At 54.5% G+C, this 12,184-nt stretch carries 15 protein-coding genes; 5 read left to right on the top strand and 10 right to left on the bottom strand.

Annotated elements, in window-relative coordinates:
• The first annotated feature begins 13 nt into the window (after positions 1 to 13).
• From J2I47_RS24095 to J2I47_RS24085, 3 genes are all read left to right on the top strand, one after another.
• Positions 14 to 1,045, top strand: coding sequence for a S1C family serine protease (locus tag J2I47_RS24095; protein WP_207367183.1), 1,032 nt, complete (start codon positions 14 to 16; stop codon positions 1,043 to 1,045).
• A gap of 180 nt (positions 1,046 to 1,225) precedes the next feature.
• Positions 1,226 to 2,098, top strand: coding sequence for a glycerophosphodiester phosphodiesterase family protein (locus tag J2I47_RS24090; protein ID WP_207367182.1), 873 nt, complete (start codon positions 1,226 to 1,228; stop codon positions 2,096 to 2,098).
• Between the two features lie 10 nt (positions 2,099 to 2,108).
• On the top strand, positions 2,109 to 2,492 hold the full coding sequence (locus J2I47_RS24085) for a ribosomal maturation YjgA family protein (RefSeq protein WP_207367181.1): 384 nt from the start codon (positions 2,109 to 2,111) through the stop codon (positions 2,490 to 2,492).
• Positions 2,493 to 2,663: 171 nt separating this feature from the next.
• Here J2I47_RS24085 and J2I47_RS24080 read toward each other — a convergent pair whose 3' ends face one another.
• A complete protein-coding gene (locus J2I47_RS24080; protein WP_207367180.1) occupies positions 2,664 to 3,230 on the bottom strand; it encodes a PEGA domain-containing protein in 567 nt (188 codons plus the stop codon).
• A 158-nt stretch (positions 3,231 to 3,388) separates the two neighbouring features.
• On the bottom strand, positions 3,389 to 4,978 hold the full coding sequence (locus J2I47_RS24075) for a bifunctional GNAT family N-acetyltransferase/carbon-nitrogen hydrolase family protein (RefSeq protein WP_207367179.1): 1,590 nt from the start codon (positions 4,976 to 4,978) through the stop codon (positions 3,389 to 3,391).
• Positions 4,979 to 5,201: 223 nt separating this feature from the next.
• Here J2I47_RS24075 and J2I47_RS24070 point away from each other — a divergent pair, with 223 nt between their 5' ends.
• Positions 5,202 to 5,642 carry an OsmC family peroxiredoxin gene (locus tag J2I47_RS24070; RefSeq protein ID WP_207367178.1) on the top strand — a complete coding sequence of 147 codons (441 nt, stop codon included), beginning with the start codon at positions 5,202 to 5,204 and terminating at the stop codon, positions 5,640 to 5,642.
• A 103-nt stretch (positions 5,643 to 5,745) separates the two neighbouring features.
• Here J2I47_RS24070 and J2I47_RS24065 read toward each other — a convergent pair whose 3' ends face one another.
• The 5 genes from J2I47_RS24065 to J2I47_RS24045 all read right to left on the bottom strand — a co-directional run bounded on the left by J2I47_RS24065 (position 5,746) and on the right by J2I47_RS24045 (position 10,015).
• Positions 5,746 to 6,366 (bottom strand): DJ-1/PfpI family protein, encoded by a 621-nt coding sequence (locus tag J2I47_RS24065; protein ID WP_207367177.1) that lies wholly within the window; start codon positions 6,364 to 6,366, stop codon positions 5,746 to 5,748.
• Positions 6,367 to 6,485: 119 nt separating this feature from the next.
• Positions 6,486 to 7,289: a mycofactocin-coupled SDR family oxidoreductase gene (locus tag J2I47_RS24060; protein WP_207367176.1), complete on the bottom strand. Its 804-nt coding sequence runs from the start codon at positions 7,287 to 7,289 to the stop codon at positions 6,486 to 6,488.
• Positions 7,290 to 7,291: 2 nt separating this feature from the next.
• Positions 7,292 to 7,837, bottom strand: a complete 546-nt coding sequence (locus tag J2I47_RS24055; RefSeq protein ID WP_207367175.1) for a carboxymuconolactone decarboxylase family protein — start codon at positions 7,835 to 7,837, stop codon at positions 7,292 to 7,294.
• Positions 7,838 to 8,065: 228 nt separating this feature from the next.
• Positions 8,066 to 9,247 carry a methionine aminotransferase gene (locus J2I47_RS24050; protein WP_207367174.1) on the bottom strand — a complete coding sequence of 394 codons (1,182 nt, stop codon included), beginning with the start codon at positions 9,245 to 9,247 and terminating at the stop codon, positions 8,066 to 8,068.
• A gap of 105 nt (positions 9,248 to 9,352) precedes the next feature.
• The gene (locus J2I47_RS24045) at positions 9,353 to 10,015 is read right to left on the bottom strand and encodes a thiamine diphosphokinase (protein WP_207367173.1); all 663 of its coding nucleotides are present in this window, start codon (positions 10,013 to 10,015) and stop codon (positions 9,353 to 9,355) included.
• 154 nt (positions 10,016 to 10,169) lie between these two features.
• Here J2I47_RS24045 and J2I47_RS24040 point away from each other — a divergent pair, with 154 nt between their 5' ends.
• On the top strand, positions 10,170 to 10,637 hold the full coding sequence (locus J2I47_RS24040; protein ID WP_207367172.1) for an FKBP-type peptidyl-prolyl cis-trans isomerase: 468 nt from the start codon (positions 10,170 to 10,172) through the stop codon (positions 10,635 to 10,637).
• Positions 10,638 to 10,742: 105 nt separating this feature from the next.
• On the opposite strand, the gene J2I47_RS24035 is transcribed toward J2I47_RS24040, so the two are convergent.
• The 3 genes from J2I47_RS24035 to J2I47_RS24025 are packed head-to-tail and all read right to left on the bottom strand — an operon-like array spanning position 10,743 to position 12,182.
• Positions 10,743 to 11,252, bottom strand: coding sequence for a nucleoside deaminase (locus tag J2I47_RS24035; protein ID WP_310587731.1), 510 nt, complete (start codon positions 11,250 to 11,252; stop codon positions 10,743 to 10,745).
• A 5-nt stretch (positions 11,253 to 11,257) separates the two neighbouring features.
• Positions 11,258 to 11,719: a response regulator gene (locus tag J2I47_RS24030; protein ID WP_207367171.1), complete on the bottom strand. Its 462-nt coding sequence runs from the start codon at positions 11,717 to 11,719 to the stop codon at positions 11,258 to 11,260.
• 19 nt (positions 11,720 to 11,738) lie between these two features.
• Entirely contained in the window at positions 11,739 to 12,182 is a 444-nt protein-coding gene (locus tag J2I47_RS24025; protein ID WP_207367170.1) for a response regulator, read from the bottom strand.
• Positions 12,183 to 12,184 lie beyond the last annotated feature (2 nt).

Raw genomic sequence — 12,184 nt, 5'->3', positions numbered from 1 at the left:
AATACACTCTACCATGTCCTACTATTCAGTAAGTGGCCCCGACCTGGGGGCGGCGTCAGCCAGTTCGGCAGACAACGATGCGAAACTGCTTGACGCATATTCGTCAACGGTTGTAAATGTAGCGAAAAAGGTAAGTCCATCGGTCGTGCAGATCAAGGTGGCGGCAACCCGTCCGGCCCGGTCCCGCTCCGCCAATCAGCGGCCTAATCAACCCGGCGAGGGGGGCAGTACCGGCTCTGGTTTTGTTATTTCGTCAGACGGATATATTGTTACCAACAATCACGTTGTGGCTGGTGCTGACCGCATTACCGTAGCGCTGCCCGACCGTGACGCACTGACCGCCACGCTCATTGGCCGTGATCCTGCCACGGATATCGCCGTGTTAAAAGTATATGCCGATGGGTTGCGGGCCATTCGCTTTGCCGACTCAAAGCAGGTGCAAGTGGGCCAGATTGCCATTGCCCTGGGCAACCCGTATGGCTTTCAGTATTCGCTCACGGCGGGGGTGATTAGTGCGCTGGGCCGTACGCTTCGCTCTGAATCGGGCCGGTTGATCGACGACGTTTTGCAGACCGACGCAACCCTGAACCCGGGAAATTCGGGTGGGCCGCTGGTGAATTCGCAGGGCGATGTGATTGGTGTAAACACGGCCGTGATCCTGCCTGCGCAGGGTATTTGCTTCGCTGTTTCGTCGAACCTGGCCAACCTGGTGGCGGGCAAGCTCATCACCGAAGGGCGTGTGCGGCGGGGGTACCTGGGCATTGCCGGGCAACTGATTAATCTTACCGAACGCATCCGCCAGTACAACCAGCTTTCGGTTCGCACGGGGGTAATCGTGGCTAGTGTAGAGCCCGACGGCGTGGCCAACAACAGTGACCTGCAACAGGGCGACATCATTGTGGCTTATAACGACCGCCCCGTGGCCACCGTCGACGATCTGCACCTGATCCTTACCGACGTGACCATCGGCCGCCCCGCACAAATAACCATCCTGCGAAACGGCCGCAAACAGATCGCGACGGTTACGCCGGGCGAGTTGAAGTGATTTACGAGTAGGGATTTACGATGTACGAATTACGATTTACGATTTGTTGCTTTCGCCAGAGTAATCATGCTCTGGCGAAAGCAACAAATCGTAAATCGTAATTCGTACATCGTAATTCGTACATCGTAAATCCCTACTCGTAAATCGTAAGTCGTAATTCACCCGCCCTACCTTTGCCCTATGAAAAACACGTTTCTGTTTGTTGGCCTGCTGGGGCTGCTGGCTACCTGTACGCCGAAGATTTCCAGAACAACTTCCGCTGACCTTTCGGCCGATAGATTTCGGTTTAAAGCAGGGCAGCCTCCCCTGATCTCGGTGCATCGGGGTGGGGGCGATCTGAAAGGATACCCAGAAAACTGCCTCGAATCGTTTGCTTATGTGGCCCGGCAGATCGGGCGGCCCGGTGCCCCGGCGGTGATTGAGTGCGACATTGACCTGACCAAAGACAGTGTGCTGGTGATGATGCACGACGCCACCCTGGAACGTACTACTACCGGCACGGGAAAGCTCATTGACCGGACCTACGCCGACGTAAAAACCCTGAAGCTGGAGGATAACATGGGCAACCCAACGGCATTCCGGGTGCCCACGCTGAACCAGATTCTGACCTGGGGCCGTGCCCACGTGCTGTTCACGCTCGACGTGAAACGCAACGTGTCGTTTGCCAGCGTGATTGATCAGGTGCGGCAAACAAAGACCGAAAACAACGTAGCTATCATTACCTACAATGCACAGGACGCAGCCCTGGTGCACAAACTGGCTCCCGACCTCATGATCTCGGTTACGATCCGCAACCCCGCCGAATATGATCGGCTGCACGAGTTGGGCATTCCCGACAACCGTATGCTGGCCTTTGTCGGTGTGAAAACGCCGGAAGCCAGCCTATACTCGTTTTTGCACGGAAAAGGTATATCAACCATCTTGGGTACGCTGGGCAACCTCGACAAGCAGGCTGCCGCCAAAGGAGACGGACTATATAAGGAGTGGACCTCCGCCGGAGCCGATATGCTCTCCACAGACCGCCCGCTGGAGGTGAACCGGGTATTGAAGTAGGCTGGCCTGCATGAACAGAAACCGGGTTTTGTATGGGGGCATCACGGTGATTGTTATGGTGCTGGGTTTGCTATCGAGGCAATTTTCCGACGGGTTACCGTTTATCCGTGCCTTCGTAGGTGACGTGCTCTGGGCACTGATGGTGTTCTTTGGTTTGGCACTTGTGTTTAATAAACAGCCAACAGCGATTATCACGATCATAGCCGTACTGGTTTCATTCGGTGTTGAACTCAGTCAGCTGTATCATGCGCCTTGGATCGATTCACTACGGGCAACAAGGCTGGGTGGGTTGGTGCTGGGTTTCAGCTTTGTGTGGAGCGACCTGCTCTGCTACAGCGTAGGCGTCCTGATCGGTTCAGTGCTAGACAGACTAATCAACGGCCATTCGACTTAACCACACCGTACAGCAACAGCCCGTACCAGTGACTACTGGTACGGGCTGTTGCTGTAAGAACCCTTTGCTGATTAACGTGATTATTGAGCATTGCTCTAGTGTATGGCTGACGCAAAGCCCTTCGACTAGGCGTCAGCCATACACTAGAGCAATGCTCAATAATCACGTTAATCAATTGTCGTTGCTGTCGAGGATCTTCTTTTTCTCGGCCTCATACTCCTTTTCAGTCAGTACTTTTTCGTCAAAGAGCCGCTTGTTTTCGCGGAGGCGGTCGGCTTTTGATTTTGCGCCGGTTGTCTGCGCCGCAGTGGGTGCCGGGCTAGTGGTGGTGGGGGCTACGAATGACGCCGGCGGTGTGGTCATGGGTTGGCCATTGTCGCCGGGAGTGCGGAGTTCGTAGGTGTGCTCAGGATCATATTTCATGGTCCAGAGAAAAGGGAAGAGCAGGAAAATGCCACCTATAATGGCCCCACCGTCGGCCCGTTCGTTGCGCACCAGGGGTACGCGCAGAGGCTCATAACCGTCTTTTTCGAGCCTCAAATCGGTAGTCGAGCCAACAATTTTTGTGTCGCTATACTGGTAAGGGGTTACCCCTGCGTACTGCCCGTTGACGTAAAGTTTCGCCCCAGTAGGCTGGCTGTTGATGAGGGTTGAACTGGTACAACTGCTGATCAGGATAGTGCCCGAAAGGAGCAGGGGAATGGCTTTGCCGGGGTTCCGGAAATAATCAGTAATCATGTTCTATAAGCATTAAGTGGAACTGTCGAGACACCGTTGTTCGACTATGTACCTGTATAGATTACAAACGTACATAAAGGATTAGCGCCAGGCACAAAAAAAGCCATCACCACACAAACTGCGTGTAGTAATGGCTTTACGATTGTATGAATTATGTATTAGTCGGCAACCACGATCACCGGGGCCACCTGTTCGGGGTCGTTATCGGGCGAGGCTTTCTTGGCCGACCGGCGCGAGGGACGCTTCAGGGTCACCTCATACAAATCGGTGCGGCGGTCTTTGGCGTTTTGCACCGAGCCATATTCACGCAGTTCTTTCAACAGCGACACGTCGACGTCGGCGAAGAGCACCATCTCGGTGTTGGTCGTAGCTTCGGCTTTGATGGCGTTGTTGGGAAACTGGAAATCAGACGGGGTAAATACCGCCGACTGAGCATAGTGAATATCAGTGTTGGGCACGTTGGGGAGGTTGCCCACGCAGCCCGAAATAGCCACGTAGCACTCGTTTTCAATGGCCCGCGCCTGCGCGCAGTTCCGCACGCGGTAATAGCCGTTCTGGGTGTCGGTGAGGAAGGGCACAAAGATAATTTGGGCGCCCTGCGCGGACAGAATCCGGCCCAATTCGGGGAACTCCACGTCATAGCAGATCATCATGCCCACTTTGCCGCAGTCGGTGTCGATGGCTTTAATCTCGTAGCCGCCTACCATGCCATAGAATTTGACTTCGTTGGGCGTAATATGAATCTTCCGGTACTCTTCATACGACCCGTCGCGGCGACAGAGGTAAGCAACGTTGTAGAGCTTGCCATCGTCGATGAGGGGCATCGACCCGCCCACAATGTTCACGTTATACGAAATGGCAAACTCGGCCAGCTTGTCGCGTACCTCTTCCGTGTACTTCGCCAGTTCACGAATAGCCTGCGGTTCGGGCATATCGCGAAACTCGGCCATGAGCGGCGTGTTGAAGAATTCGGGCAGCACCAGAAAGTCGGCTTTGTAGTCGGCCACCACGTCGACGAAGAATTCGACCTGATCAAAAAACGATTTCAGGTCCGGGAAATGGCGCATCTGCCACTGCACCACGCCGAGCCGGATGATAGAGTCGGTGTGGGGCTTACGGTTTTTTTCGTCCACGTAGTAAATGTTATTCCACTCCAGCAGCGTGGCATACTCCTTCGATTCGGTGTCGCCGGGCAGATAACCGCGCAATACTTTCTTGACGTGGAAGTCGTTCGATAGCTGGAAGGTGAGCGTGGGATCATAAATCTCTTTCTGCTTCACTTTCGCGATAAACTCGCGCGGCGACAATTCGTCGGCAAATTTGCGGTAGTTGGGTATACGCCCTCCCGCCAGAATGCCCTTCAGATTCAGCTGTTCGCAAAGCTCTTTGCGCGCGTCATAAAGGCGTCGGCCCAGGCGCAGGCCCCGGTAGTCGGGGTGCACAAACACCTCGATACCATAGAGCCAGTCGCCTTTGGGGGTGTGCGTATCAAACGTGTATTCGCCGGTAATTTCTTCGTAAGTGTGGCTGTCGCCGAAGTCGGCATATTTCACGCGGATGGCCAGCGCACAGGCCACCACAGTATCGTCGACTTCCACACAAAGCTGGCCTTCGGGAAAGATCGTGACGAGCTTGTCGACCAGATTTTTCTCCCAATAATCGCCGCCGATACCGCTATACGACTCGATCATGGCCTCTTTCAGGTCGACGTAATCACTCTTTTTTAAATTTCTGGTTGCAATACGCATAGTGGCGTGGTTCTCTTTAATTCTGTCTGTCTATACTTAACAGTGGTGCGAACGGGCTTGGTTTCGTTTAGCTAAAAAACGTCCATTTTAGCCCAAAAATGGCGTTTTGCCCATATAGCCGTTCGATCACTCATCGAAAATGTCGATGAGCAGGCGAAACAATAGATCCCGATTTTCGTGTTGCTACATTGAATTCAGTAACGAACGCTGACTCAAAATTCTCATGGCACAATCAAAACGTAGAGCATCGGCAACCTGGGAAGGTGGCCTGCAAGATGGTAAAGGTTCACTGTCGGCCACCGGCGGTGTACTGAATAACACACCCTTCTCCTTTAAAACCCGTTTCCTGAGCGAAGACGGCAGCGCGGGTACTAACCCCGAAGAGCTGCTGGCTGCTGCCCACGCGGGTTGTTTTACCATGGCCACTGGTGCCACGATGGGTCAGCAGGGCATTGTGCCTACTCGTCTGGAAACGAAATCAGTGCTGACGATGGACATGGACACGCTCACTATCACGGCCATTGATCTTAACATTACGGGTACCGTGCCGGGCATTGACCAGGCCAAGTTTGAGGAGATCGCCAATGAGGCCAAAAAGAACTGCATCATCTCGCGCGCCCTCTCGCCTGACATCACCCTGACCCTGACGGCAACGCTGGTGTAAATAGAGTTTAAGGTCTAAGGCTCAAGGTTTAATGTTGCTTCGCGCTATAGAGGCTCAGAGCGCGAAGCAACATTAAACCTTGAACCTTAGACCTTAAACCCCTTTATTTCCAGTAATCATACTGCATGTACCGGGCTGTTTCGCGGGCTACGTCGGCACCCAGCAGCCGCCCCACTACATACAGCGACATATCTATACCGGCCGATATGCCCGCCGAGGTAACGATCCTGCCGTTGTCTACCCAGCGCTCATCGGGGCAGAGCGTTATCTGCGGAAACTGCTCGGCCATACCGGGCAAGGCTGATACGTGCGTCGTGGCCGATAGCCCATCGAGCAGGCCTGTGTTGGCCAAAATCAGCGACCCGGTACAGACCGACAATACCAGTTCGACCCGTTCGGCGTGGCGCTTTATCCAGTTCAAAACCACCGGGTTATTCATCTCCCGCCGCGAACCCGCCGGGGTGCCGTCGGCCAAATAACTACCCCCGCCCGGAATCAGGATCAGGTCCGGTTTTGGGTGATCATTCAAGGTATAAGTTGGTGTGATAATCAGACCGTTGCGGGCATAGACAGGGCCACGTTCGGCTACAGTGAAGACATGAAATGGCGGTTCCGAAAAGCGCGTCTGCTTCGACTGCCGCCCCGTCACGCCAAACACTTCAAACGGCCCGGCAAAGTCCAGCACCTCAATTTCGTTGAATAAAAGAATGGCTACGTTGCGCATGGGAAGGAGTGAATTAATGAACAATGAATAATGTACAATGTACAATGGTTGCTGACGCAGGAGCAGTACTCACGCGTCAGCAACCATTGTACATTGTACATTATTCATTGTTCATTAATTCACCGGCTTAACAACCCCGCATCCAGCACAAACTGAGCGCCGGTGATGTAGCGGGCACCGTCGGAGACGAGGTAGAGCACCATCGCCGATACGTCGCTTGGTTCGACCCACGGCACGGGCAGCAGATTCCCCGCCGACCGTTCGGCAATGGCCTGCGTGGTGGTGCCTTCCAGTTCGGCGAGGCCGTCGTTCATGGGGGTATTCACGCCGGTGGGGTGGATGGAATTGACCCGGATGTTGTGCGGAGCCAGTTCAATGGCCCACGATTTTGTCAGGCCTACCAGTCCCCATTTCGAGGCGGCGTAATGACTCAGGCGACCCATACCCCGCATGCCGGCTATACTCGAATTATTCAGAATCACGCCCGACTTCTGGGCCATCATCACCGGAATTACGCGCCGCGTTACCAGCCAGGCACCTTTCAAATTAATGTCGAGCATGTCGTCCCACTCGGTTTCGGTCAGTTCATGAGCCAGCCCGTAGGCGCAGATACCGGCGTTGTTGAACAGGATGTCGATCCGCCCGAACTGCGCCATCGCGCCATCAACGGCCCGGCTAATGGCGGCATCATCGCGCACGTCACCGGCCACGGTCAGGCAACCCACGCCGAGGGCTTCCACGTCACGTTTCAGGGTATCCAGGTCCGATGCAGAGCCGAACGCATAAGCCGGGTAGGTCAGGTTTTTGGCCACGTCGAACGCCACGATATGGGCACCCTCCGCCGCCAGCGCGAGCGCTACGGCCCGGCCTTGTCCGTGGGCAGCACCGGTGATAAAGGCTACTTGATCGGTAAGTGAAGCCATTGTTAGTCAGTGGGTTGTGTGAGTGGTAGGTAAGGCGCCAGGTAATCGTCGACGGTCACGCTGAGCGCATTGTTAAACAGATTCGTAGCCACCATCTGACCAGCAAAGGCCACCAGCATCACGATTTCAGCGGGTTGAAAATGGTCGTTTATGGGCTGGTAAATGGCATCGGGTACTTCACCCTGCTGCCGGGCAATGGCTGCCCCGAAATCGAGCAGTTGCTGCTCTGCCTCAGACAAGATCAGGTCTTCGGGACGTTCGCCGTTTTGGATAATGATCTTTCGAAAAAACGTGGTGCAAACCGGGCAGTTCGACGCCTCGGAAATGGCATGGGCAAACAAATACGCCGCCCGTTCGCCCACAATGCCGATTACGGCGTGGTAGAGTGGATACCACTGCATATACACCGAAAACGCCAGCGGCGCATGGCTTAGCGTGGCTTTCATATTGGTTATCCGCGAACCAGGATAATCGGCAATATGCTGCGCCCAGGCCGCCAGCAAATCGGGCGAGGCGTCTTGTTCGGAAAGGGGATCAATGCGGGGCAAGGGAGTTTAAGGTTTAAGGTTTTTAATTGTAGTAGGTGGCTTCGTACTTGGTGGCTTCGCGCTCTAGGCTACGCGCCGCGGGCCCTTCGACAGGCTCAGGGTGACAGCCCATCTGAGGCTGTTTCCTGACATGATTCTAGTTGCCTGTCACCCTGAGCCTGTCGAAGGGCCCGCGGCGCGTAGCCTAGAGCGCGAAGCCTCGCAACGATAATTACAGTTAAACAACACCTAACCCTCCGCCTTACTCCATTTCGTCAGTCGGGCACCGGCTTCGAGGAGAATGTTGTCGTCTTTGGCGAAGCAGAAACGGAGGATGTGGTGGTCGGTTTTCTGGTGGTAAAAGACCGACACCGGAATAGACGCCACGCCAATCTCATGCGTCAGGCGAATGGCTAGTTGGGCATCAGGCTCGCGGGTGATGGGAACGTAGGATACGTTTTGAAAAAAGGTGCCTTCTGATGGAGTAAATACGAACCTTGAGCCAGCAATGGCTTCCAGAAAAACATCACGTTTTCGCTCGTAAAAAGATGATAACGAGGCGTATGGTTCTGAATCGCGCAGGTACCCGGCCAGGGCGTACTGCATGGGCGTTGATACGCTGAAGGTCAGGAACTGGTGTATTTTCCGGAAGGCGTCGGTTAGGGGTTTGGGGGCCAGGCAATAGCCGATTTTCCAGCCCGTGATGTGGAATGTCTTGCCAAACGAGCCAATTACAAACGTACGTTCCCGCAACACGGGGTGCTGCATCAGCGAATGATGCGTGCGCCCGTCGAATGTGATGTGTTCGTAAACTTCATCGGCTACCACAAACAGATTATGGGCCTCGGCCAGCCGGGCCAGTTCGTTTACATCGCTGGCTGTCCAGACATGGCCGCTGGGGTTGTGCGGTGTGTTCATCACAACGAGCCGGGTGCGGTCGGTAATCTTCGCGGCTACGTCGGCCCAGTCAATGGCGTAATCGGGTGGGGAGAGCGAGACGTAAACAGGCCGACCACCGGCCAGCTCAATAGCGGGTACGTAGCTGTCGTAGGCGGGTTCAAACACGATGACCTCGTCTGGTTCCTGACCCTGGCTTGTGCCCGACTGTACTACCGCCGTGATTGCGGCAAAAAGAGCCTCCGTAGCCCCCGACGTGACGGTTATGTCGGTGTCTGGGTCATAGCTAACCCCGTAGCAATCAACCATTTTCCTGGCAATGGCTTTACGCAGGACGGGCACCCCGGCCATTGGGGCGTACTGATTGTGGTTGGCCCGCATAGCCTGGTTCACCAGATCGAGCAGGGCGGGGTCGGCACCAAAGCTGGGAAAGCCCTGCGCCAGATTCAACGCCCCCACGTCGGCCGCTAATTTCGACATCACCGTGAAAATCGTTGTACCCACGTTGGGCAGTTTATCGGGAATGATGGGCATAGGGAGATAAAGAGAATGAACAATGTACAATGGCTTTGCGCACTACATATCAATAGGCGAAGCCATTGTACATTGTTCATTATACATTGTACATTATACGTTATTTTAATCGTGGCATTCCATAATCAGCAGGTCACCGGATTGGGCCTGGACGCGGACAAAACCATCAGTGGCGGCTTCGTTGCTGCTGCTGGTTCGGTAGCCAAGGGTTAGGGTTTCGTTATAGAGGTTGTAGGCAAGTCCTTCTGTTTCAACACCTTCCACAACGCCAACGGGCATCAGAGAAATGGGCGTGCCGGCAGCCAGCCACTTCTCGAAACGGCCTACCAGCGGGTATACCACCGAATAATCGTCGATGATTGTGATCTTGATCTGGTCTTTATACCGCACAATGCCCGTCAGGTTGTTGAGCGTGTGATCCATCCGCCGACCGGTAGCCCAGACAATATTGACGCCCGGAAAGCCGCGTTCAATCAGAAACTCGATGCCTTTTTCCAGGTCGGTCTTGTTCTGATCGGGTGCATGGACCACCTCAATAGGGTACTGCGCCGACTGCACCGCCGCCACGTCGAGGTGCCTGTCGAAATCGCCGAGAAGCACATCGGCCTTGATGCCGAGGTCCATTACGCGCCAGATGGCGTTGTCGAGGACCACCACAAACGGGCTCCATTCCAGCAGCTGGCCCAGGCATTCTGAGCCGCAGGACTCGCCATTGGCGATGAGCAGGGCCGGTTCCTGTTTCTCGCGGACAATATGATGGGAAGACAAATGAGTTTTCAGTTTAGCGTTTTTCAGTTTTCAGTTGGCTGGCCGCAGCGGCAGACCGGCCAGACCACGCTAGCGTCAGTCAACTGAAAACGCTAAACTGAAAACTGAAAACTATTTTTCGTGGTTGACCTTTCATACAAAAAACTGAGCAAGCATGCACATTACAAAACATAAGGTGGCTGCCATTCACTACACCCTCCGCGATGAGACGGGTAAAGTGATCGATTCGAGCGTGGGTAGTGAACCACTCTACTACCTCCACGGCGAAGGTAACCTGATTCCGGGCATGGAGGAAGGCCTCGAAGGTCGTCAGGCGGGCGACAAGCTGCAACTGAACATTCCACCCGAAAAGGGCTATGGCGTTCGCAACGACGACATGATCGAAGAAGTGCCCAAGAGCGCGTTCGGTGGTCAGCCCGTGGAAGTGGGTATGCAGTTTAACGCCGGTCAGGGACAGATTGTAACCGTGGTGGCCGTTGGGCCTGACACCGTAACCGTAGACGCCAACCACGAACTCGCTGGTCAGAACCTGAACTTCGACATTGAGGTGGTCAACGTCCGCGACGCCTCCGCCGACGAACTCTCACACGGCCACGTCCACGGCCCAGGGGGAGCGCACTGAAGGGAGCAATGAGTGATAAATGATGAACGATGAATTTGCTTTCGCCTAATCAGATACGCGGGCGAAAGCAAATTCACCGTTCATCATTTATCACTCATCATTCCGTTAATACTCTTTCCTATCTGCCTTCGCGGCCCATTCGGTGAACACCGGCTGGGCTTCGTGTTGTAGGGCCTGTTGGGTGGGAATGCTGCGGTGAGTGTATGGTTTGGCGAGTTCGGCGTAAATGAATGAATCGTCGAAGCCCGCTACGGCGGCGTCGGTGTGGGCAGCGGCGTAGACCACACGGGCGGGTCTGGCCCAGTAGATGGCTCCCAGACACATGGGGCAGGGTTCGCAGGAGGTATAGAGCGTGCAACCGTCGAGCTGATGACTGTTGAGGTGTTGACACGCCGCCCGAATGGCCATTACTTCGGCATGGGCGGTGGGGTCGTTGGTGGAGGTAACCTTGTTGGCACTCTGACCCACCACCTGCCCGTCTTTTACGATAATGCAGCCAAACGGCCCGCCCTGTCCGGTGGTCATGCCCTCGCGTGAGAGGGCAATAGCCTGCCGCAAAAAGTGTTTATCCTGTTCAGAAAGCATACATGCCGTGTTGCCGGAAAATGGGGGCATAGCTGTTACGACGTGGCTTGTTCGTTCTCCAGGCTCAACCGTACGGGCTGTTCCAGCCAGGGCGCAAACGTGGTCTGGATGTGGTGAACCAATTCGTCCATGCTTGAGGGTTTTACCAGGTAATCGTTGGCGCCCAGCGCTTTCAGGTCTGCGGCCTGACTGCTGCCTTCCTGACCCGATAACACAATGACTGGCACCTGACTCCAGATGGGCCGTTGCTGCATGGCTTTCAGAATTGCTTTCCCGTCCATGTCGGGCAGGTTCAGGTCCAGAATAACCAGCCACAGCACTTTTTCACCCCCTTTTTCATCTAATTCCTGCTGCAGGTATGCCAGGAATTCAGCGCCCGTAGCGAATTCTTCCACGCGGTAGGTACTACCCGACCGTTCTACCGCTTCGCGCATGAAAAAACGGTCGTCGGCATCGTCATCAACCAGCACAAAAGCCGGTGTGTTATTCGCGTCCATAAGATTAGTTGGTTAATGGTTATTTCAACTGATTTATCTGCTGTTGAAGCCAGGGTTCAAACGTGGTTTTGATGCTGTTAACCAGCCCTGAATACGATTTGGGCTTCACTACATACGATTTAGCGCCCAGATCGATCAACTGCTGAACAAGTTGAGGGTCGTCGGAGGTAGACATCATCATCACCGGAATTCGCCGCCACAACGGGTGTTGCTGAAGTTTCCGCAGGGCATCTGGCCCCGACATGATTGGCATGTTGATGTCCATGATAATAAGCCAGTGTATCTGGTTATCTGCATGGTTTTTTATGTCGCTTTCGAGATAATCAATCAGTTCAGCACCATTGGTAAACTCCTGAACCGGAAACTGGGAATTGGTTTCGGCCAGGGCCATGCGCATCAGCAGTCGGTCGTCTTCGTCGTCGTCAACCAGCACAAACGAGGGCACAGTCATTTCATTGTTCATTA

Origin of the sequence: Fibrella rubiginis (assembly GCF_017353185.1) — a bacterium.
GTDB lineage: Bacteria > Bacteroidota > Bacteroidia > Cytophagales > Spirosomataceae > Fibrella > Fibrella rubiginis.
This window is presented reverse-complemented; position numbering and strand designations above follow the sequence as displayed.

Bases quoted from the DNA above. Each gene is read 5' to 3' on its own strand.
- J2I47_RS24035 (WP_310587731.1), bottom strand. From the start codon at position 11,252: ATGCCCCCATTTTCCGGCAACACGGCATGTATGCTTTCTGAACAGGAT.
- J2I47_RS24025 (WP_207367170.1), bottom strand. From the start codon at position 12,182: ATGAACAATGAAATGACTGTGCCCTCGTTTGTGCTGGTTGACGACGAC.
- J2I47_RS24060 (WP_207367176.1), bottom strand. From the start codon at position 7,289: ATGGCTTCACTTACCGATCAAGTAGCCTTTATCACCGGTGCTGCCCAC.
- J2I47_RS24030 (WP_207367171.1), bottom strand. From the start codon at position 11,719: ATGGACGCGAATAACACACCGGCTTTTGTGCTGGTTGATGACGATGCC.
- J2I47_RS24065 (WP_207367177.1), bottom strand. From the start codon at position 6,366: ATGCGCAACGTAGCCATTCTTTTATTCAACGAAATTGAGGTGCTGGAC.
- J2I47_RS24080 (WP_207367180.1), bottom strand. From the start codon at position 3,230: ATGATTACTGATTATTTCCGGAACCCCGGCAAAGCCATTCCCCTGCTC.
- J2I47_RS24095 (WP_207367183.1), top strand. From the start codon at position 14: ATGTCCTACTATTCAGTAAGTGGCCCCGACCTGGGGGCGGCGTCAGCC.
- J2I47_RS24040 (WP_207367172.1), top strand. From the start codon at position 10,170: ATGCACATTACAAAACATAAGGTGGCTGCCATTCACTACACCCTCCGC.
- J2I47_RS24075 (WP_207367179.1), bottom strand. From the start codon at position 4,978: ATGCGTATTGCAACCAGAAATTTAAAAAAGAGTGATTACGTCGACCTG.
- J2I47_RS24050 (WP_207367174.1), bottom strand. From the start codon at position 9,247: ATGCCCATCATTCCCGATAAACTGCCCAACGTGGGTACAACGATTTTC.
- J2I47_RS24070 (WP_207367178.1), top strand. From the start codon at position 5,202: ATGGCACAATCAAAACGTAGAGCATCGGCAACCTGGGAAGGTGGCCTG.
- J2I47_RS24090 (WP_207367182.1), top strand. From the start codon at position 1,226: ATGAAAAACACGTTTCTGTTTGTTGGCCTGCTGGGGCTGCTGGCTACC.
- J2I47_RS24085 (WP_207367181.1), top strand. From the start codon at position 2,109: ATGAACAGAAACCGGGTTTTGTATGGGGGCATCACGGTGATTGTTATG.